This is a genomic window from Simonsiella muelleri ATCC 29453 (genome assembly GCF_002951835.1).
GTDB classification, from domain to species: Bacteria; Pseudomonadota; Gammaproteobacteria; order Burkholderiales; family Neisseriaceae; genus Simonsiella; species Simonsiella muelleri.
Genome location: NZ_CP019448.1, coordinates 2,242,281 through 2,262,416, shown reverse-complemented (window position 1 = coordinate 2,262,416; position 20,136 = coordinate 2,242,281). Strand labels below are relative to the sequence as shown.

Here is a 20,136-nt window from a genome sequence, read left to right as displayed (position 1 = left end):
ATGACCGAAATGACCACCTACAAAACCATATCTCAACCCATTGTTGCCGAATTTAAGGACAAAGGTAGCCGTTTTATCGCATTTGCGTATCCGATTTTAACGATTGATGATGTGAAAAAACACGTTGAAAATTTGCGCCAAGAACACCACAAAGCTCGGCATTGGTGTTACGCCTACCGTTTGGGCGTGGATGGCAATCAATTTCGCGCTAATGATGATGGTGAGCCATCGGGTAGTGCAGGACGTCCGATTTTGGGGCAGATTGATTCGTTTGAATTGACTGATGTGTTGGTGGTAGTGGTGCGATATTTTGGGGGAACGTTGTTGGGTGTACCAGGATTGATTCATGCTTACAAAACCAGCACGCAAATGGCTTTCCAGGCTGCCCAAATTGTAGAAAAAAATATTGAGAAAATGGTGCAGATTCGTTGCGATTATCCACATTTGAATGACGCGATCCGCATCGCCAAGAACCATCATGCGCAAATCATCACACAAGACTTACAATTGAATTGTTGTTTATTGGTGCGGATTCCGCTGGCTAATTTTGCAAGATGTGTTGCGACTTGGAAAGAAACACGATTTATTCAAATAATTGATGAATGAAATATATTGATTGAGTGATTGATGAAATAATTTTATTAAAATAGGGCGCAAATTTTAGGATAAGCCAGCCTAGTGATTGGGTTTTAGCTTAAATAATGATGTATTGATGGTAAAATATTGATGTGAAAAAGCATCATTTTTGTCAAAATATTTTGATTCATTGTATGAAAGGTTATGAAATGAAATTACTCGTTATTGGTAATGGTGGTCGTGAACACGCGTTGGCGTGGAAATTGGCACAATCGCCAAAAGTGGAAACCGTGTTTGTGGCAACTGGTAACGCTGGTACAGCCGCTGAACCTAATATCAAAAATATTGATGTAACCAAACACATGGATTTGATTCAATTTTGTCGCGATAATGGTGTGGCTTTCACATTGGTTGGACCTGAAGCACCGTTGGCTGAGGGAATTGTGGATGATTTTCGTGCAGCTGGTTTGCCGATTTTCGGTTGTACCAAAGCAGCAGCGCAATTGGAATCATCAAAAGATTTTGCCAAAGCTTTTATGCATAAACATGGTATTCCTACCGCACAATACCAGACTTTTGATAATGCTGATTTGGCGCATGATTATGTTAATCAAAAAGGCGCGCCGATTGTGATTAAGGCGGATGGCTTGGCTGCAGGCAAAGGCGTGATTGTGGCGATGACGTTGGATGAAGCGCATACCGCGATTGATGATATGTTGTTGGGTAACAAAATGGGCAATGCAGGCAGCCGTGTGGTGATTGAAGATTATTTGCTAGGTGAAGAAGCCAGCTTTATCGTGATGGTAGACGGCGATAATGTGTTGCCAATGGCAACTAGCCAAGACCATAAGCGCTTGCTGAATGATGATAAGGGTAAAAATACAGGTGGTATGGGGGCGTACAGCCCTGCACCTGTGGTTACGCCTGCCGTGCACGAACGCGTGATGAATGAAATTATTTTGCCAACCGTGCGCGGTATGAAAGCTGATGGCAACGAATTTACAGGTTTTTTGTATGCAGGTTTGATGATTGATGAGACAGGTTCGCCACGCACAATTGAATTTAACTGTCGTTTTGGTGATCCTGAAACGCAGCCAATTATGAGTCGTTTGGACAGTGACTTGGTGGATTTGATTCAGGCAGCTTTAGACAAAAAATTGGATCAAATCACGGTTAAATGGAAAAATGATGTGGCGGTGGGTGTGGTGTTAGCCGCACAAAATTATCCCGATACGCCACGTAAAGGCGATCTGATTTCGGGTATTGGTGCAGCGAACCAAATTGGTAAAGTGTTCCATGCAGGTACAATCATTAATAAAAATGATGAATTGGTTACCAATGGTGGGCGTGTATTATGTGTAGTGGGTTTGGGTGAAGATGTCGCAAAAGCAAAAGCAAAAGCATATGATGCGGTTGCTAAAATTCGTTTTGAGGGCATGCAATTTCGTACCGATATTGCCGACAAAGCCATTAACCGATAAAAAAATCTGATGTTTTGAGAATAAAAAATAAGGCAGCCTGAAAAATTTTTGATGATTCTTTCAGGCTGTCTTTATTGTCAAAATTATTTGATGATTGAAAACGCTTGTTTGGCTAATTCAATAGTCTCATCAATTAATTCAAAAGTATGTGCCGCAGATACAAATCCTGCCTCAAAACCAGATGGTGCAAACGCTACGCCTTTATCCAGCATCGCATGAAAAAATGCTTTGAAACGAGTGGCATCAGAAGCTGACATATCCGCATAAGTTTTTGGCAAGGTATTCATGAAATACAAGCCAAACATACCGCCCACACTGTCCGCGCAAAATGCTAAGCCGGCTTGTTGCGCTGCTTGGCTCAAGCCTTGCACCAATTGAGAAGTACGCGCCGACAAGTTCTCATAAAAATTCGGACGTTGGATAATTTCCAGCGTTTTCAAACCAGCCGCTACTGCCACAGGATTGCCCGACAATGTGCCTGCCTGATACACGCCGCCCAATGGTGAAATGCAATCCATAATTTCTTTTTTGCCACCTACTGCCGCTACAGGCATACCGCCACCGATGACTTTTCCCATGGTTGTCATGTCGGGTATGATTCCGTGCAATGATTGTGCGCCACCCAATGCAACACGAAAGCCCGTCATCACTTCGTCGTAAATCAGCACTGTGCCGTGTTGTTCGGTAATTTGGCGCAAAGTTTGCACAAATTCGTTGCTGGCGCGAACCAAATTCATATTGCCTGCAATCGGTTCTAAAATCACGCCTGCAATTTGTTCTGGGTATTCATCAAAAGCTTGTTCTAATGCGTTAATGTCGTTGTAGGGCAATACAATAGTATGTTGGGTGATATCGCTTGGCACGCCTGCTGAACTGGGGTTGCCGAATGTGAGTAATCCTGAACCAGCTTTTACGAGCAAGCTGTCTGAATGCCCATGATAGCAGCCTTCAAATTTAATGATTTTGTTGCGTTGTGTGTAGCCTCGTGCTAGGCGAATAGCGGTCATGGTTGCCTCTGTACCAGAACTCACCAAGCGCAAACGTTTCACACTGGGGACGATTTTGGCGATTTCTTCAGCGATGATGATTTCCGCTTCGGTAGGTGCACCAAACGATAAACCGTTTAATGCGGCTTCGCGTACTGCTTCCACTACTTCGGGGTGAGCATGTCCGACAATGCCCGTTCCCCATGAGCCAACGTAATCAATATAGCGTGTGTTGTTTTCGTCCCAAACAAATGCACCATTGGCTTTTTTAATAAAACGTGGCGTGCCACCTACGCTGCCAAAAGCACGGACTGGGGAATTGACACCAGCAGGGATAATTTGTTTGGCGCGTTCAAATAGGATTTCATTGTGATTCATGATGTTTTTATCCTGATAAAAACGCTAATTTTAACAGAAAAGGCAGCCTGAAGGATTGAGTGTCTGGCGAGAACGATGCTTTAAGTGAATCAATCAAAAAAATTAATCTTTCAATCCGAAAATTTAAACATCAAAATAGTTTGCGGTATGATGCGATTTTTACATTTTGAATGGAATAATTGATATGCAACGAATCAACGCCTACACATTACGCGCCCATCTTAAACGCGGCGGCGTGATTGCTTATCCGACTGAATTTTGTTATGGATTGGGGTGTCTACCGAATCATATTGTGGGCATTAGGCGTATTTTGCACATCAAAAAACGCCCACAACACAAAGGATTGATTACTATTGGGCAAAATTTTAGGCAACTTGCGCCGCTATTAAAAAGGCTGCCTGAAAACGACATTCAGCAATATCAACAAATTTGGCAAACCGATCCACCGACCACGTTGATTTTACCTGCGCGTGCCAGTGTGTTACCGCTTTTACGTGGGCGTAGACGTGGCAGTTTAGCGGTTCGTGTGCCGAGACATGATGTAGCGCGACAAGTTTGTTGGTTGGCAAAAAATGCGTTGGTGTCCACGTCATGCAATCGTGCCAAAAAACGACCGTGTCGCACAGAACGAGAAACGCGCCGACAATTTGGGCGCGATGTGTTGATTATTGGCGGGAAAACAGGTGGATACAAGCAGCCTAGTCAGATTATGAATCCATTTTCCGCCGAAAGATTACGTTGATGGAAGAGGGTGCGTTACGTCCAGCGAATGAATATATAGTGAATTAGAACCTACCTATATTCACTGTATTTTGGGCAACACGCCACCATATAATTCACAGAAACATTTTCATTCAAATGATAATTTTGCAAAATGGGATTGTAGCCCATGCCACAAATATCCACTACGTCTAACCCTGCCATGCGGCACATTCGCGCTAATTCTGATGGTGTGATGAATTTTTGCCAATCGTGCGTACCTTTGGGGACGAGATTGAGCAGATATTCTGCGCCAAAAATCGCGTGTAAATACGATTTCGGGTTGCGGTTGATGGTTGAGAAAAACACCATGCCATCGGGTTTGACTAATTTGGCGCAAGCACGAATCACAGACGCTGGATCGGGGACGTGTTCAAGCATTTCCATACACGTAACCACATCAAAACCATGTGGTTGTTCTGCTGCTAAATCTTCCACACTCACGCAACGATAGGTCACATTTGCCAAGTCTTGCGCTTGAGCATGTGCAGTGGCGGCGGCTAATGAGCGTTCTGCCATGTCCACACCCAACACGCTTTGTGCGCCTGATGTGGCAATGCTTTCGGTTAAAATACCACCACCGCAGCCAACGTCCACGATGATTTTATTGGCGATGTGAGCGTGGTGATTAATGTAGTTAAGTCTCAAGGGATTGATATCGTGGAGTGGTTTGAATTCGCCAGTTTTGTCCCACCATTTGTCGGCAAGTTTGCTGAATTTTTCAATTTCAGCGGCATCTACATTGGGATTGGTTTGGGTCATGTCGATTCCTAACATGTTAAAAGAGGAGATAAATGATTTTTTCAGGCTGCCTGAAAGATTATTGCGCGTTCAAATTATAGATAAAATAAAAAAGGGCGAATACATCATTATCCGCCCTTTTTTTAATTGATTTAATTATCAAACATTTCTTTTAATTTATCCAAAAAGCCTTTTTGTTTCGGGGTTTGGCTGCGGTCGGTTGAAGTGAGGTTTTCAAATTCTTGCAACAATTCTTTTTGGCGTTCGGTCAAATTCACGGGTGTTTCCACCACCACATGACAATATAAATCACCTACCAAGCTGCTGCGAACCGATTTCATGCCTTTGCCTTTGATGCGCAAACGTTTACCATTTTGTGTGCCAGCGGGAACGCTTAATTTGACTTTGCCGTCCAATGTGGGGACTTCCACCTCGCCGCCGAGTGCTGCGGTTGGGAAGCTAATGGGTAATTCGCAATGTAAATCGGTCGGTGCTTCAGGGTCGCGATGGAATACTTTGTGTGGTTTAACGCTTACATGAATGTACAAATCACCAGCAGGTGCGCCACGCATACCAGGTTCGCCTTCACCACTCAAACGAATACGTTGTCCATTATCAATGCCAGCAGGGATATTGACTTCAACGGTTTTTGTTGTTGCCACGCGTCCTTCACCATGACATTTGGTGCAAGGGTCTTTGATTTCTTTGCCTGTGCCATGGCAGGTAGGGCAAGTTTGTTGAATTTGGAAGATGGCTTGGCGAACGTGAACCGTGCCTGTACCATGGCAAGTGGAGCAAGTTGTGGCGGAGCTACCAGGTTTTGCGCCTGAACCATGGCATACATCGCATTCATCGTAAGTGGGGACGGTAATTTGTTTGCGAATACCTGTGGCGGCTTCTTCTAATGAAATTTCTACGGAGTATTGTAAATCTGCGCCTTGGAAGTTTTGTTGGCGTGCGCTGCCACCACCACCACCGAACATTTGGCTAAAAATATCGCCGAAATCAAAACTTTGTGAGCCGCCGAACCCACCAAAACCGCCAAATCCACCGCCAGCACCAGCACCATTATTTTCAAAAGCGGCATTACCAAATTGGTCATAAGTGGCGCGTTTTTGGGCATCAGACAAAATTGCGTAAGCATTTTGTACTTCTTTGAATTTTTCTTCAGCTTCTTTGTTGTCAGGATTTCGGTCTGGGTGATATTTCATTGCCAATTTGCGATAGGCTTTTTTAATGTCATCATCGCTGGCAGATTTGGGAACACCCAATATTTGATATAAGTCTTTACTCATAATTTTTTCTTTTTAATTGTGAATTAGGTTGTTGCCAATATGGGGCAAAACAATCAAAAATCAAGTTTTAGAACCTGTATTCATAGCCAACGTAAAATGGATTTTTGTTCCAGTTGGTACGAATGTCAGGCGAATTTCATGCTGATAGCGTTCCTATTAGCGTGAAATTCAACGCAGCAGGCGTGCTAAATGGGGCAAAAAGACATCGCGCTTGGCTGTGAATACAGGTTCTTAGACTGCTTTCAAATGAAGTATTATTTTTGATAAGCAAACGATCAGTTTACTAGAAAAACCACATTCCGCGCAATCTATAGTGAATTTGTTGTCAATTGCCCTTATCGTGTTGCTTGTCCAATAGCAAAAACACCAGAATCGCCAAACTCATTAATAAAACAGTTAAAATCAAGGCTTGTTGATAATTTTCTGCGCCGACTTTGCCTAATTTTTGGTAAATCAACGTGGTGAGTGTTGTCCATTCTGGGCGCGACAAAAATAAAGTCGCCGCAAATTCGCCCACACAAGTTGCCGCCGCAAACGTCAAACCGCGCCGCATTGCAGGCAATAACAATGGCAGCGTTACCCAAAAGGCAGCCTGAAAACGATTCGCACCCAAAACGCGCACCGCTTGAAAATAATGTTCAGGCAGCGTGTCCCATTTTGCCAAAATATCTTTAGTAACAAAAGGATATGCTAAAAGCGCGTACAAACTAATCAGCAAAGTCAAATCATCTGACCAATCAGGATATTTCAGTAACACGCCAAACGCCAAACACACAGGCGAAATCATAAATGGCAAAAATGTGATGCTGCGAATCCACTGCACACGCCGTGCTAATGCTGCGTGTGTCAACCCTAAAATCAATGCCAATAACAAAGTTAAACTGGTGAATTTAAGTGTGTTTTTGATGGCAATGAGTGTGTCATCATCGGTCAAAATTGTCCACCCATCAACCGATAAGGCAGCCCGAAACACCACCGCACCCAATGGCAACACGCAAAAAAATCCCCACATCAACCACAAAAATCCCAACACACATTTTTGTTTGATGCCACGTGGTTTTTCAGGCTGCCTTGTTTGGATTTTGCCAATCGGGCGGCGACTTAGCCATGCAAATGCGCCGCCTGCCAATGCAGTAACGCCCAACACCAGCCACACCAAAACTGTCGCCCGACTCATGTCTAATTCATATGCAATTAATTGATAAATTTCTACTTCTATGGTGGCATATTTTTGTCCGCCTAATAATAACGCCAACCCAAATCCCGAAAAACAATACAAAAAAATCAAACACATCGCACCAATTAGCCAGTTGCGCAAAACGGGGAGTTCAGCGTGATAAAATCGTTGCCACGCATTTGCCCCCAACGTTTGTATTGCTGCTAAACGGCTAGCAGGGACAGCCTGAAAACCTTGTTGCGCTGCCAAAACCGCTACGGGTAAATTAAAGAAAATATTCCCATAAATCAATAAATAAGGTGTATCTTGCCAACCTTGCCACACAATACCGTGTTCACCAAACAACGCCAATACACCCATGCCAGCGACCAATGTTGGCATAATAAATGGCAACATCATTAATTTAATCAACCAATTGCGTCCGATAAATTGCAGTCTTGCCAATGCCCAACCCATCGGTAATGCCAATACAATCGCCAAAATACTGGTACAGGCAGCCTGAAAAATTGTCCAAATCAATCGGTTACGGTAATAATCGTCCGATAAAATTTCACGCCAAAGCGGTGCGCTGTCGTCATATTGCAGCATCGCCCACAACGGCACAACGACCGTTATCAGTAAAAAACCAATTGGAATCAAAGAAATAATAAATGTAATTAAATGGCGATACATGATGTTTATTTGAATGTGAAAAATAATATTGTAGCCAAATTCAATTGATTGCGATATAAACTCTGTTTTTGGGCAGTGATTGTGTGTCCAGCAAATCAATTCACAAAATCATTGACAGGCTGCCTGAAAAAATATTTTGTTAATTAATTCAATGTAAGGATTGATAAATGATTGTTTCTATTGATGTTGATGCGCAGAAAACATTCACACCACTTTGCCCGAATGAATTACCTGTGGTGGGAGGCGATGAAATTGTTAATGAATTGAATGCACAAGCTAAACTTGCCAATTTTCGCGTGATGACCAAAGATGCGCATTCGCCACACGCTCAATGGTTGTGCGATTTGCCTGCTGAAATTTTGCAGACAACGGGGTTGCCTGATGCACCTGAAAAATGGGTGTCTCACGCGATGGTAGGAACTTATGGATTTGAATTATTAGATAATTTACCTGAAGAGACCGAATACGATTTTTGTGTTTGGAAAGGGGTCTCGCCCCAATTGCACCCATATGGTGCGTGTTTTCATGATGTACGTGAGCGATTGAGTACGGGCTTAATTGAATGGCTGACAGTACGTGGCGCAACCGTGATTATTGTGGGCGGATTGGCAACGGATTATTGTGTTAAATCAACGGTTTTGCAGTTGTTGCGTGGAGGTGATTGGCGAGTGATTGTGAATCAGGCAGCGTGTCGTGGGATTGCGGCGGACACTGTGGCGGCAGCATGGGACGAAATGGCAGCGGCTGGCGCAATCATTTTGGATAACGCGGTGGCGGTGGCGCAATATCTTCAGGCTGCCTGAAAGTACTGCGCGTCCAGTTGTTATGATTTTTGAATGGGGTCAGCAGCTTCAATTTTTTCGGTAGCTTGAGCATGGTCTTTTTGTGTGGCTTCTGGTGTTTCGTGAATCAAATCAGCGGCTGGCGCGTATTGAAATTTACCATAAACAGGAAAATGGTCAGAACCCATATGCGGCAACACCTTCAATTCGCATACCAAAAAATCTGTACTGTGGAAAATATGGTCCAGTGGATAGCGGAACAAGGGATAATTGGCATGAAATGTATTATACAAACCACGTCCCACGCGAGGGTCAAGCAAACCACTGATGCGCTGAAATAAACGCGATGTATCCGACCACGCCACATCATTCAAATCACCAAACACCATGCAAGCTCTATGGGTTTTGGCAATTTCTTTACCTACTAATAATAATTCGCCATCGCGTTCGGTAGACATTTCGGCTTCAGTGGGGCTGGGAGGCATGGGGTGCAAGCAATAAATTTGAATCCATTCGCTGCTTTCCAATTGCACCAGCGCACGAATAGAGGGAATATCTTCGCGAACGCGATACAAAATTTCTGCATCTTTTAATGGTAAACGGCTGTATAAATGCATACCATACAGATTATCCAAAGGAATTTTAACTGTGTGTGGATAATCTGTTTCCAAAACTGACAATTGTTCTTCCCACCATTTATCGCTTTCTAATGTGAGAAAAATATGGGGTTGATATTGTTGAATCAGTGCAATTAATTTGTTGGCTTGACGATTGGGTGTGAGTACATTGCTGGTTAAAATACTGATGGTACGCCCATTTTCTGTGCCAGTATACGCTTGCACTTGTTTGGGGCGTAAAGGCGTGTACGCGCTGATTTGCCAAATTTGCCATACTGCGCACGCAAAATTAACGTATTCCATGCAGGTAAATAGTAAACTGTCGCTTTGTTGGAATAATTCATTCAGCAACATACACAACAAACTGATTGCCGCAATTTGTAAACGTGGGAAATCAAAAATGCGCCAAACCCAATGGTCATGCCTAACCAGCGACAACAGAGTTGCTACCACTGGCAGCAGCAATAAACCAAATAAAAACCAATCGCCCATTGGCAGAGAAAAAGAAAGTAATAACATAGTTGTGATTCACATGATGTTTCAGGCAGCCGTGCAACAGCCGTATGATATATGATAAATTATCTTAGAACCTGTATTCATAGCCAACGTGAAATGGATTTTTGTCCCAGTTGGTGCGAATGTCAGGCGAATTTTGTGTCAATAGCGTTCCTATTGGCATGAAATTCAACGCAGCAGGCGTGCTAAATGGGGCAAAAAGACATCGCGCTTGGCTGTGAATACAGGTTCTTATTGAGGCTGAAAACCAAAATCAAATTTTAATGAATGGATTTGCCTTTGACATCAATTATCCACACTTCTGATTGTGATGCCAAGCGAAATGGCACGCCCCAAAAGCCAAATCCAGACGTTACCACAAAATGCCCTTGATTGATTTTTTCATAACCATACGATACTCGATTAATGGCGTACACCAAAAAATTAAGTGGGAAAATTTGCCCATTATGCACATGTCCAGATACTTGTAAATCAATGGGCAATTGCGAGTGTTCATTGATTTTATCGGGGCGATGGTCTAGCAAAAATACGGGTTCACGGGGGTTTGTGTGTTTCAATAAATCGGCGGTTTGGGCGCGATGGGTGTCTAGGTTATCGGGGCGTCCCACCAACCAAAAGCGGTTGTCAATGTGTAGCACATCATCCCACAAAACTTGAATACCAGCTTGTTCAATGGCTTGTACGATTTCATTTTGGTGTCCAAACAAATCATGATTACCCAAAGTTGCATATACCCCTAATGGCGCACGCAATTTGGTTAAATGCGGTTGCATTTGGTCGGCTTCATACACCACTGTGTCATCGTCCATAATGTCTCCTGGCAATAGAATAATATCTACCTGATTTTGTTGCATAATATTGGCTAGTTTGTCTAATTGCCGCGCCCCAACCAGCCTACCTAAATGCAAATCTGCCGTCATGCCAATGCGCACAGGTTTTGCCAGTGGTTTGTCAATTTCAATGGAAATATGTTTCACAACAGGTGTGTACGCATTGTAAAACGCCCAGCCAAATAAACCCACCCACAATAATGGCGCAACCACACGCAAATCTCGGTTTAATAAATTTGCATCATTTTGATAATGCTTGAATTTTCGCAAAATTTTTGCCAGCGTAACCACCACCACCGTTACCATAAACGTAAACCACAAAACCACCAACCAATTTGCCACAAACCGAAACGCTTGCACCAAGTGCAACGCGTGAATCAATAATAAACCATCAGTAAAAACAAAAAGTAAGGCGATTATCCATTTGCGTGCGCGTTGATGGCGAATATTGAATTGCCACATCAGCACACGCGCCAAATTGTAGGTTAGAAATTGTAATAAAATTAATACTGTGATGAATATTAAAGGAAATTTCATTTTCAGGCTGCCTTTTGAATGGAAACTTCACATTTTAGCAGTTCAAAGTCTGTATAATTCAAATCTTTTCGGAGCTGTACCATGAATACTCAATTAGTTATCCAGCACATCACAGCTTGGTTGAAAGATTACGCCATTCAAGCGCGTGTGAATGGTTTTGTCGTGGGGGTGTCGGGAGGTGTGGATTCTGCTGTGGTCTCAACACTTTGTGCAAAAACGGGTTTAGATGTGTTGTGTTTGAATATGCCGATTCGTCAAAAAGCCGACCAGTTTGACAGAGCCGCCACGCACATCGCCGATTTGCAAGCCAAATTCAGCAATGTTCGCAGCCAAACCGTTGATTTAACCCCTACATTTGAGCAATTTGAACAAACCGTGTCAGGCAGCCTGAAAACCAAAAATAGGGATTTGGCAATGGCAAATACACGTTCTCGTTTACGCATGACAACTTTATATTTTTACGGACAAATTAACGGCTTATTGGTTGCGGGTACAGGCAATAAAGTAGAAGATTTTGGTGTCGGCTTTTTCACCAAATACGGCGATGGCGGCGTGGACATTAGCCCAATTGCCGATTTATTAAAAACCCAAGTTTATGAATTAGCAAAAGAATTAGACGTTTCGCAAGCCATTCAAATCGCTGCGCCTACTGATGGTTTGTGGGACGGCGAGCGTACCGATGAGCAGCAAATGGGCGCGACTTATCCCGAGTTGGAACACGCCATGATGCAAGTGGCAGCAGGCGTATCGCGTGAGAGTTTGTCAGGGAGAGAATTAGAAGTATTTGATATTTTTGTGAAATTGAATCGCGCCACCCAACACAAAATTCAGCCGATTCCTGTTTGTAAAATTCCCGTTGAATATTTGAATGAAAAAGTGATTGATGAACACAGGCTCTAAGATTTTCAGGCAGCCTGAAAACCATTTTGGTGTACAATTTCGCGATTTAAATAAACGGGTTTTCTGAATGAAATATTTATCTTTATACATCACAGCGGTGGTGGCGATGATTCTTGACCAAATCAGCAAATGGGCGATTTTGGCGAAATTTGAAGATTTTGAACGTGTGAATATTATCCCCCATTTTTTTGATTTAACATTGGTTTACAATACGGGTGCGGCGTTTAGTTTTTTGGCAAATCACAGTGGTTGGCAGAAATATTTTTTCATTGTGCTGGCGTTTGTGATTAGTGGTTGGTTGGCAAATGGCGTGCGTAAAGGCGAATTTGGCAAACTCGGTAATTTTGCGGCAGCGATGATTATTGGTGGCGCGTTTGGCAATGTGATTGACCGATTTATTCACGGTAAGGTCGTGGATTTTCTGTTGTTTTATTGGCAAAATCATTATTATCCTGCGTTTAATGTGGCGGATAGTTTTATTTGTGTGGGCGTGGCGTTGCTGATTATTGATGGTTTGAAGCAAGGTAAGAAAAATAGGGCTGCCTGAAAATGAAAAATGACGTTGGCAGCCATTTTATTTTCAGGCAGCTTGGAAAATCATCAATTAAGAGAGAAAAATATGTCAAATAAAACGATTACTTTAGCTAATCCACGCGGTTTTTGTGCTGGTGTGGACAGAGCGATTACGATTGTAGAGCGTGCGTTGGAAGAATTTGGTGCGCCGATTTATGTGCGCCATGAAGTCGTTCACAATAAATTCGTCGTGGACGGTTTACGTGAAAAGGGCGCAATTTTCATTGACGATTTAGCGGACGTGCCACAAGGCGCAACGCTGATTTATTCCGCGCATGGTGTGAGTAAAGCCGTACAAGCCGAAGCGGCGGAGCGCGGTTTTCGTGTGTTTGATGCAACTTGTCCACTGGTTACGAAAGTGCATAAAGAAGTAGCGCGTTTGGACGAACAAGGTTATGAAATCATTATGATTGGACACGCGGGTCATGTTGAAGTAGAAGGTACGATGGGGCAATTGCCCAGCGGTAAAATGAAATTGGTGGAGGTGGTGGAAGATGTGGCGGATTTGGTGGTAGAAAATCCCAATAAATTAGCGTATGTTAGTCAAACCACGCTATCGGTAGACGAAACCAGTGGCATTATTGCTGCCTTAAATGCGCGTTTTCCTGGCATCAAAAATCCGCATAAAGAAGACATTTGCTACGCGACAACCAATCGCCAAAAAGCGGTCAAAGATTTGGCGAATGAATGCGATATTGTGATTGTGGTTGGGTCGCCTACATCGTCTAATAGCAACCGTTTGCGTGAAGTGGCGGCTGGTTTGGGTGTAGATGCTTATATGGTGGACAACGCGTCTCATTTGCAGCGTGAATGGTTTGAGGGCAAAACCAAAGTGGGTGTAACCGCAGGGGCGAGTGCGCCTGAAATTTTGGTGGAAGGTGTAATCAATCAGATTCGTGATTGGGGAATTGACGATGTGCAGCAAGGTGATGGCGAACCCGAAACCATTATTTTTGTGTTGCCAAAAGAATTGCGTAAATAATTTTGTGATGTATAGTCGTTTAAAATAAAAATAGGGCAATGCAACACCATAAAACAACCGCTTGAAATCAACAATCAAGCGGTTGTTTGTTTTTCAGGCAGCCTGAAAAGACTATGTCAATTATCGCATTTTGCACACGGTTTCGGTTACGTTGCCATATGGGTCTGAAAATTCAAATACTGCTTCACCGCCTTTTTCGTGCCATTCGGTGTTTTTGCCATTCAAACCTTGTTTATTAGTGTACAACGCGCCCGATGCAGCTTGAGTGCGGTGCAAAGTCGCGCTGCTGTTGTTGGTGTCTACAGAAATACTTAAGCTATTGACATTATTTTGTGTCAAAGAGACGGTCATGCCGTTGCGACATTCAAATGTTTCATTACGCGAAACTGCTTCATTTTTCGCTACAGAACTGGTTGTATGTGAAGCAGAGCTGGTGGTACTACTGTTGGTTGTGCTGGTTTTGGTGCTGTTGCTGGTACAAGCTGCGGCGGTCAAACCCAAAACAGAAATGGCAATTAATGTACGAATATTCATTATTATTCTCCAAAAAATCAAAAGATTGATTAAGTACAAATCTCTGTACTGCTGACAATGATACTGAATTTGATTCAAAATGTAAGCAGATTTACAGAATTTTATAGTCATTTTACTTTAAAAACTTGATTCAAAAAAATAAAGGTTTTTCAGGCAGCCTTTATTTTTTGTCTTTACTAACAGGCGGTTCAAGCTGTTCTTTCCAACCACATTCTTTTTGTGGGCAAACCCGTTCCACGCCCCAACGTTTCGTAACTTTACGCAGCGTAATTTTCCAACCGCATTGTGGACACGGTTCATTTAACGGCTCAGAATTGACGGCGTATTTACATTCAGGATATTGGTCGCAGCTATAAAACGTTGTCCCAAAACGTGATTTTCGCTCTACTAAGTGTCCTTTGCCACATTGCGGACAGGTTACGCCCGTGTCTTTGGGTTTTTCCAATGGTTCAACGTATTTGCATTTTGGATAATTTGCGCAACCAATGAATTTGCTGCCTGAACGACTGGTTTTAAAAACCAATTGCCCACCGCATTTTGGACATTGACGACCTTCCAATTGTGCTTGTTCGGCAGCTTCACGTGCCACACGTTCGGCGGCTTGTTCGGCGGTTTCGTTTACGTTGCGCGTGTAGCCACATTCGGGATAGCCTGCGCAAGCAATAAAACGTCCTGCGCGTCCAAATTTAATTTGCAATTTGTGGTTGCCGCATTCGGGACAAATTTCGTCTAATTCTTGCGTGGTGAATTTAGCGCGTTCAATGCCTTCTTTTTCAACAACTTGCTTGTGAAATCCTTTCCAGAATTTTTCCATCACAGGAATCCACTCGCGTTTGCCATTGGCGATTTCGTCTAATTGATTTTCCAATTTAGCGGTGAAATCGTAGTCTACATATTGTTCAAAATGTTCAGTCAAAAACTTATTGACGATTTCGCCCGTGTCGGTGGGTTGAAAACGGCGTTGTTCTACAATGACATATTCACGGTCTTTTAATGTTTTGATAATGCTGGCATAAGTAGATGGACGACCGATGCCAAATTCTTCCAATGCCTTAACCAAAGTCGCTTCATTGAAACGTGGTGGCGGTTGCGTGAAATGTTGTTCGCCGTACAATTTATCCACAGGCAATTCATCGCCGACCGACATTTCAGGCAGCTTTTTGTTATCCTCTTCGCTGTTATCGTCTTCGTCCGCGCCCTCTTGATACACGCTCAAAAAGCCAGCAAACGTCAAAACTTGCCCCGTTGCACGAAACACGCCTTCTCCCACGTTAATATCTACTGTGGTCGCATCAAATTTCGCGTCTACCATTTGACACGCCACCGTGCGTTGCCAAATCATTTGATAGAGCTTGAATTGGTCGGGCGACAAAAATGGCTTCACGCTTTCAGGCGAACGATACACCGAAGTTGGGCGGATGGCTTCGTGTGCTTCTTGCGCGTTTTTGGACTTGGTTTTGTAGATTTTCGCTGAAGATGGCAGAAAATCTGCGCCAATTTTATTTTCAATATAATGACGGATTTCGGTTAGCGCGTCTTGCGATAAAGTAACGCTGTCGGTACGCATATAGGTAATCAAACCGACTGCACCTTGCCCAACGTCAATCCCTTCAAACAATTGCTGCGCGGTACGCATGGTGCGGTCAGTTGTGAAACCGAGTTTGCGGACGGCATCTTGTTGCATGGTTGAAGTGGTGTAGGGCGCGGCGGGTTTGCGCGTGGCTTTTTTCTTGGTAACGTCAGCCACTTGCGCGGTTTTGCCTTGCAGTTGTGCTAAAATATTGGCTTGGCTGGCTTCATCAGGTAATGAAAATTGCTCTAATTTTTTGTTTTGCCAATGGGTTAGTTTGGCGGAAAATTTGGTGCGTCCTTTGTGTGAATCCAAATGGATAGACCAATATTCTTGCGTTTCAAAAGCGCGAATTTCGTTTTCACGTTCACAAATCAAGCGTAACGCAGGACTTTGCACGCGCCCGGCCGACAAGCCGTAACGAATTTTTTTCCACAAAAGCGGCGACAAATTAAAACCCACTAAATAATCCAAAGCACGACGAGCTTGTTGTGCGTCCACCAAATCCATGTCCAAACCGCGTGGATGTTGAATGGCTGCCTGAACACCTTTGGGCGTGACTTCATGGAAAACAACGCGCTGTAATTTTTCGCCTATGTTTTTCATGCCACGTTTGGATTTTAGGATTTCAGCAATGTGCCATGAAATGGCTTCGCCTTCGCGGTCTGGGTCGGTTGCCAAATAAATAGTATCGGCTTCTTTGGCGGCGGCAACAATTGCATCAACGTGTTTGCTGTTTTTGCTGATGATTTGATATTTCATTGCAAAATGATTTTCTGTATCCACCGAGCCATCTTTATTGACCAAGTCGCGTACGTGCCCAAATGATGCCAAAACTTCAAAATCACCACCCAAATATTTTTTTATGGATTTGATTTTGTTGGGGGATTCTACAATTAATAAATTTTTTGCCATAATGTTTGTGCTTTAATTTAAATAAACTTTTTAATAAAATTGTTTTCAGGCTGCCTTGCAGTACACGCAATTTTTTGGTGTGTACCGTAAGGCTACCTGAAAATGATTTTTGTGAATTTGATTTGTGGGACGCGCAGTCTCTGAAAATCATTATTGTGCTGTGTTGGTGGCATCTTCGGCGGGCAAATTCATCACCGCAATGCTTTTGATTTTTGCACCGTCTTGATAATCGGTGGTGATTTTGGGCAATGATTTATCGGTTAAATCAAACGCACCGCTGTCGTCAATTTGGAAAGACAATTCGGGTGGTTGTTCATCAAATTCGGCGGTTTGGGCGGCATCGGCTTCGCTCATGATGATTTGTTGTACCGCGCCATACACCTGTTCTGCATCGGCAAGCAGCATATCAGGGTGAACGCCATCTGCTGTTTTGCATACGCGCGAAGCAGTACTTAAATAAGTGATGGGATTGGTTTCACTGTTATTGGCATTGGCGGTGTTGGTGTTTTCGGTGTAGGCGAAAATTTCTATTTCTGGCGTGATTTTGATGGACGTGAACGCCACGTCTTCATTGTCTTTGAGTGGTGTCAGCACGGCTTGTGGGTGTCCGAGTCTTACTTGAGCGATGGTATTGCCTAACGCGATATCTCCGATGCTGTTGCTGGTAATGGTGCATTTTGTGGGTTTGGGCGTGGCAGCTGAGATTTGTGAAACGGCAGCGACAGAATTGTCCGCATTGTCGCCACACGCCCCCAATACACTTAATGACATCAATAAAAAAATGGAACGCATATTTTGTCTCAAAAAAATAAACTCTTTTTTTATTGTATGTTAAGAAAGAATTTTGACAAGGGGTTGATGAAAAAAAAGTCGGACAATTTTGGTGTCCGACTTTTTCAGGCAGCCTGAAAAACTGTAAAATCAATTTATTGCATTAAATTTGGTCGTGGTAATAAAACGTTTAATTCATCTTGAATGAATACTGGTACTTCTATATTGTGCGCCCACAACACCAGCAAAGCCAACGTTTTGGCCACGTCCAAAGTGATGTCATCCTCAGGCAAATACATCAACGCATAAATAATGAATTCGCGTTGTCCTGTTTGAATCAGGTGTTCTTTTTGCAGAAATTGGAGAAAATCCAGCACATCATCGGATAAATACTTCAATTCATCGGGGTGATAAATTCGCATGGAATGAGGCTGTGGATTGATGGCTTGGGTGATGGCATATTCGTGTTCTTCAAGCAATTGTAAGAATAATAAAGTCTTACCGATTTCGTTTTCATCAAAACCTACTTGCTCCAACATTTCGCCTAATTCCATACCCATCGGACAGGCTTGTACATTGGGAAAACGAGCCATTAAAAAAGCCGCGATTTGAATCATTGAGTGAGCCTTTGCTGACGCAAAACAAAATTTGCGCATTATAACTGATTTTTCAGGCAGCCTGAAACTTTTGCAAAACCCTATTGAATTGGTGCATTTCTTCGTGATGCGTTTCTCCAACTCTTGAAAACATTTTAATAATATTATCTGAATGTTATGTAATTTTATTGATTTGAATTGCACTTAAATTTAAGGTTTTGCACAGGTTTCAGGCTGCCTTTAATGCAAAAATACGTTAAAATGTGCGTCTTATTGTGTTCTTTGGAACAAGCATCATGTTTTCTTTTTTGAGCAAATTCACGGCGTGGGTAATAGACCACAGCCTATCGGCATTCGTTTCATTTATCACGGGCGTGCGTCCAAAATTTGAAGGCGATTTGAATTTTACTCCCGAAAAAAAAGTTTATTTTGCCAACCATGCCAGTCATGGTGATTTTGTGCTGGTGTGGATTTCATTGCCCAAAAAATGGCGCGACGTGGTGCGGCCTGTGGCAGGGGCGGATTATTGGTTGAGTGGTAAGATTCGCCAATTTGTGATTAATAATGTATTCAATGGGTTATTAATTGCGCGACATGGCAATGACCCCAAAGCCGTTACCGCCCAAATGACCGCTGCATTACAAGAACATTCTTCGTTGATTATTTTCCCTGAAGGTACGCGAAATACCGATGATAATACCATTTTATTGCCATTTAAATCAGGTATTTACTATCTAGCGCGTGAGAATCCAGACGTGAAATTTATTCCTATTTGGATTGATAATATTAACCGTGTGTTGCCCAAAGGTAAACTGGTGCCTGTACCGATTATTTGTGATGTGTTCATTGGTGATGAAATGCAATTATTACCCAATGAAAACAAAGATGAGTTTCTACAACGCGCCCAAGATGCCATGCTTGCACTTGCCCCCAAAACCAAACGCCTCCATCAACCCAAAGCCACAAAGGAATAAACCATGCAGCCATTTTATAAACCGCTTCCGATTGATGCGGGATACATTTTTTTGGGAATTTTGCTGGTGTTGATATTGGCAAATTTGGTTGGCGGTTGGCTGAAAAAACGCCATCCACACAGTTATTCGGTGAATAATTTGAATGCGCGGATTCGTTCGTGGTGGGTGATGGTGGTTTTGTTGTTATTGGCGTTTTGGTTTGACCGAGTTGGTGCGATTATTTTGTTTTTGGGCGTATCGTTTGCAGCGTTACGCGAATTCATGACGTTGATTTATCGCCGCCGTGGCGACCACAACGCGGTGGCATTGTGTTTTTATGGTTTGTTACCATTGCAATATTATTTTGTGTTGATTGATTGGTATGGCATGTTTAGCGTGTTGATTCCTGTGTATGCGTTTTTGATTTTGCCGATTATCACGGGTTTCAGTGGCGATACAGAGCAATTATTTGAACGAACAGCCAAAATCCAATGGGGTGCGATGGTAACTATTTTCTGTTTATCGCATATTCCTGCGTTGATGAATTTGAATATTGTGGGATTTGAAGACCGTAATATTTTGTTGTTAATTTTTTTGGTATTGGTGGTGCAAGCCAGTGATGTGTTTCAATTTATTTGGGGCAAAACGCTGGGCAAACGTAAAATCATGCCTGCTTTGTCGCCCAATAAAACAGTGGTGGGTACGGTGGGTGGCATCATGTCGGCGACTGTATTGGCAACGAGTTTGTATTGGTTGACACCGTTTACGCCGTTTCAGGCTGCCTTAATTGGTTTGTTGATTTGTGTGATGGGCTTTTTGGGTGGTTTGGTGATGTCGGGGATTAAGCGTAGCTACGGCGTGAAGGACTGGGGACGAATGATTGACGGACACGGTGGAATGCTTGACCGTGTGGACAGTTTATGTTTTGCTGCGCCGATTTTTTTTCATGTTGTGCGGTATTTTTGGGTAATGTGATTTCAGGTAGCCTGCAAAAA

At 43.0% G+C, this 20,136-nt stretch carries 19 protein-coding genes; 9 read left to right on the top strand and 10 right to left on the bottom strand.

The annotated features are described in order from the left end of the window. Complete coding sequence (locus BWP33_RS11135; RefSeq protein WP_040629177.1) at positions 1 to 606, top strand: IMPACT family protein; 606 nt, start codon at positions 1 to 3, stop codon at positions 604 to 606. A gap of 179 nt (positions 607 to 785) precedes the next feature. Further along, a complete protein-coding gene (gene purD / locus BWP33_RS11130; RefSeq protein ID WP_002642397.1) occupies positions 786 to 2,057 on the top strand; it encodes a phosphoribosylamine--glycine ligase in 1,272 nt (423 codons plus the stop codon). Between the two features lie 83 nt (positions 2,058 to 2,140). On the opposite strand, the gene hemL is transcribed toward purD, so the two are convergent. Then, positions 2,141 to 3,421, bottom strand: a complete 1,281-nt coding sequence (hemL, locus tag BWP33_RS11125; protein WP_002642398.1) for a glutamate-1-semialdehyde 2,1-aminomutase — start codon at positions 3,419 to 3,421, stop codon at positions 2,141 to 2,143. Positions 3,422 to 3,605: 184 nt separating this feature from the next. Between hemL and BWP33_RS11120 the strand changes: the two genes are divergently transcribed. Then, entirely contained in the window at positions 3,606 to 4,163 is a 558-nt protein-coding gene (locus tag BWP33_RS11120; protein ID WP_002642399.1) for an L-threonylcarbamoyladenylate synthase, read from the top strand. A gap of 50 nt (positions 4,164 to 4,213) precedes the next feature. On the opposite strand, the gene ubiG is transcribed toward BWP33_RS11120, so the two are convergent. The 3 genes from ubiG to BWP33_RS11105 form a co-directional block, all read right to left on the bottom strand. Continuing rightward, positions 4,214 to 4,942: a bifunctional 2-polyprenyl-6-hydroxyphenol methylase/3-demethylubiquinol 3-O-methyltransferase UbiG gene (gene ubiG, locus BWP33_RS11115; RefSeq protein WP_002642400.1), complete on the bottom strand. Its 729-nt coding sequence runs from the start codon at positions 4,940 to 4,942 to the stop codon at positions 4,214 to 4,216. A gap of 131 nt (positions 4,943 to 5,073) precedes the next feature. Then, a complete protein-coding gene (gene dnaJ / locus BWP33_RS11110; protein WP_002642401.1) occupies positions 5,074 to 6,216 on the bottom strand; it encodes a molecular chaperone DnaJ in 1,143 nt (380 codons plus the stop codon). A gap of 325 nt (positions 6,217 to 6,541) precedes the next feature. Next, a complete protein-coding gene (locus tag BWP33_RS11105; RefSeq protein WP_002642402.1) occupies positions 6,542 to 8,065 on the bottom strand; it encodes an ABC transporter permease in 1,524 nt (507 codons plus the stop codon). Between the two features lie 167 nt (positions 8,066 to 8,232). On the opposite strand from BWP33_RS11105, the gene BWP33_RS11100 reads away from it, so the two are divergent. Further along, positions 8,233 to 8,868: an isochorismatase family protein gene (locus tag BWP33_RS11100; RefSeq protein WP_002642403.1), complete on the top strand. Its 636-nt coding sequence runs from the start codon at positions 8,233 to 8,235 to the stop codon at positions 8,866 to 8,868. Positions 8,869 to 8,888: 20 nt separating this feature from the next. Here BWP33_RS11100 and BWP33_RS11095 read toward each other — a convergent pair whose 3' ends face one another. Then, positions 8,889 to 9,983 (bottom strand): endonuclease/exonuclease/phosphatase family protein, encoded by a 1,095-nt coding sequence (locus tag BWP33_RS11095; protein ID WP_224451238.1) that lies wholly within the window; start codon positions 9,981 to 9,983, stop codon positions 8,889 to 8,891. 257 nt (positions 9,984 to 10,240) lie between these two features. Continuing rightward, positions 10,241 to 11,347: a metallophosphoesterase gene (locus BWP33_RS11090; RefSeq protein WP_002642405.1), complete on the bottom strand. Its 1,107-nt coding sequence runs from the start codon at positions 11,345 to 11,347 to the stop codon at positions 10,241 to 10,243. Positions 11,348 to 11,428: 81 nt separating this feature from the next. On the opposite strand from BWP33_RS11090, the gene nadE reads away from it, so the two are divergent. From nadE to ispH, 3 genes are all read left to right on the top strand, one after another. Then, positions 11,429 to 12,247 carry an NAD(+) synthase gene (gene nadE, locus BWP33_RS11085; RefSeq protein ID WP_002642406.1) on the top strand — a complete coding sequence of 273 codons (819 nt, stop codon included), beginning with the start codon at positions 11,429 to 11,431 and terminating at the stop codon, positions 12,245 to 12,247. A 67-nt stretch (positions 12,248 to 12,314) separates the two neighbouring features. Continuing rightward, positions 12,315 to 12,794 carry a signal peptidase II gene (gene lspA, locus BWP33_RS11080; protein ID WP_002642407.1) on the top strand — a complete coding sequence of 160 codons (480 nt, stop codon included), beginning with the start codon at positions 12,315 to 12,317 and terminating at the stop codon, positions 12,792 to 12,794. A gap of 72 nt (positions 12,795 to 12,866) precedes the next feature. Continuing rightward, entirely contained in the window at positions 12,867 to 13,802 is a 936-nt protein-coding gene (gene ispH, locus BWP33_RS11075) for a 4-hydroxy-3-methylbut-2-enyl diphosphate reductase (RefSeq protein WP_040629198.1), read from the top strand. Positions 13,803 to 13,922: 120 nt separating this feature from the next. On the opposite strand, the gene BWP33_RS11070 is transcribed toward ispH, so the two are convergent. The 4 genes from BWP33_RS11070 to BWP33_RS11055 all read right to left on the bottom strand — a co-directional run bounded on the left by BWP33_RS11070 (position 13,923) and on the right by BWP33_RS11055 (position 18,209). After that, entirely contained in the window at positions 13,923 to 14,336 is a 414-nt protein-coding gene (locus BWP33_RS11070) for an MliC family protein (RefSeq protein WP_002642409.1), read from the bottom strand. A 160-nt stretch (positions 14,337 to 14,496) separates the two neighbouring features. Further along, complete coding sequence (gene topA / locus BWP33_RS11065) at positions 14,497 to 16,821, bottom strand: type I DNA topoisomerase (protein ID WP_002642410.1); 2,325 nt, start codon at positions 16,819 to 16,821, stop codon at positions 14,497 to 14,499. 150 nt (positions 16,822 to 16,971) lie between these two features. After that, a complete protein-coding gene (locus BWP33_RS11060; RefSeq protein ID WP_002642411.1) occupies positions 16,972 to 17,613 on the bottom strand; it encodes a hypothetical protein in 642 nt (213 codons plus the stop codon). 134 nt (positions 17,614 to 17,747) lie between these two features. Beyond that, positions 17,748 to 18,209, bottom strand: coding sequence for a DUF494 family protein (locus tag BWP33_RS11055; RefSeq protein ID WP_002642412.1), 462 nt, complete (start codon positions 18,207 to 18,209; stop codon positions 17,748 to 17,750). Between the two features lie 275 nt (positions 18,210 to 18,484). Here BWP33_RS11055 and BWP33_RS11050 point away from each other — a divergent pair, with 275 nt between their 5' ends. Continuing rightward, positions 18,485 to 19,162 (top strand): lysophospholipid acyltransferase family protein, encoded by a 678-nt coding sequence (locus BWP33_RS11050; protein WP_002642413.1) that lies wholly within the window; start codon positions 18,485 to 18,487, stop codon positions 19,160 to 19,162. A gap of 3 nt (positions 19,163 to 19,165) precedes the next feature. Beyond that, positions 19,166 to 20,116: a phosphatidate cytidylyltransferase gene (locus tag BWP33_RS11045; protein WP_002642414.1), complete on the top strand. Its 951-nt coding sequence runs from the start codon at positions 19,166 to 19,168 to the stop codon at positions 20,114 to 20,116. Positions 20,117 to 20,136 lie beyond the last annotated feature (20 nt).

Excerpts from the sequence above, each read along its gene's own strand:
- BWP33_RS11135 (WP_040629177.1), top strand. The coding sequence starts at position 1 with ATGACCGAAATGACCACCTACAAAACCATATCTCAACCCATTGTTGCC.
- purD (WP_002642397.1), top strand. The coding sequence starts at position 786 with ATGAAATTACTCGTTATTGGTAATGGTGGTCGTGAACACGCGTTGGCG.
- hemL (WP_002642398.1), bottom strand. The coding sequence starts at position 3,421 with ATGAATCACAATGAAATCCTATTTGAACGCGCCAAACAAATTATCCCT.
- BWP33_RS11120 (WP_002642399.1), top strand. The coding sequence starts at position 3,606 with ATGCAACGAATCAACGCCTACACATTACGCGCCCATCTTAAACGCGGC.
- ubiG (WP_002642400.1), bottom strand. The coding sequence starts at position 4,942 with ATGACCCAAACCAATCCCAATGTAGATGCCGCTGAAATTGAAAAATTC.
- dnaJ (WP_002642401.1), bottom strand. The coding sequence starts at position 6,216 with ATGAGTAAAGACTTATATCAAATATTGGGTGTTCCCAAATCTGCCAGC.
- BWP33_RS11105 (WP_002642402.1), bottom strand. The coding sequence starts at position 8,065 with ATGTATCGCCATTTAATTACATTTATTATTTCTTTGATTCCAATTGGT.
- BWP33_RS11100 (WP_002642403.1), top strand. The coding sequence starts at position 8,233 with ATGATTGTTTCTATTGATGTTGATGCGCAGAAAACATTCACACCACTT.
- BWP33_RS11095 (WP_224451238.1), bottom strand. The coding sequence starts at position 9,983 with ATGTTATTACTTTCTTTTTCTCTGCCAATGGGCGATTGGTTTTTATTT.
- BWP33_RS11090 (WP_002642405.1), bottom strand. The coding sequence starts at position 11,347 with ATGAAATTTCCTTTAATATTCATCACAGTATTAATTTTATTACAATTT.
- nadE (WP_002642406.1), top strand. The coding sequence starts at position 11,429 with ATGAATACTCAATTAGTTATCCAGCACATCACAGCTTGGTTGAAAGAT.
- lspA (WP_002642407.1), top strand. The coding sequence starts at position 12,315 with ATGAAATATTTATCTTTATACATCACAGCGGTGGTGGCGATGATTCTT.
- ispH (WP_040629198.1), top strand. The coding sequence starts at position 12,867 with ATGTCAAATAAAACGATTACTTTAGCTAATCCACGCGGTTTTTGTGCT.
- BWP33_RS11070 (WP_002642409.1), bottom strand. The coding sequence starts at position 14,336 with ATGAATATTCGTACATTAATTGCCATTTCTGTTTTGGGTTTGACCGCC.
- topA (WP_002642410.1), bottom strand. The coding sequence starts at position 16,821 with ATGGCAAAAAATTTATTAATTGTAGAATCCCCCAACAAAATCAAATCC.
- BWP33_RS11060 (WP_002642411.1), bottom strand. The coding sequence starts at position 17,613 with ATGCGTTCCATTTTTTTATTGATGTCATTAAGTGTATTGGGGGCGTGT.
- BWP33_RS11055 (WP_002642412.1), bottom strand. The coding sequence starts at position 18,209 with ATGATTCAAATCGCGGCTTTTTTAATGGCTCGTTTTCCCAATGTACAA.
- BWP33_RS11050 (WP_002642413.1), top strand. The coding sequence starts at position 18,485 with ATGTTTTCTTTTTTGAGCAAATTCACGGCGTGGGTAATAGACCACAGC.
- BWP33_RS11045 (WP_002642414.1), top strand. The coding sequence starts at position 19,166 with ATGCAGCCATTTTATAAACCGCTTCCGATTGATGCGGGATACATTTTT.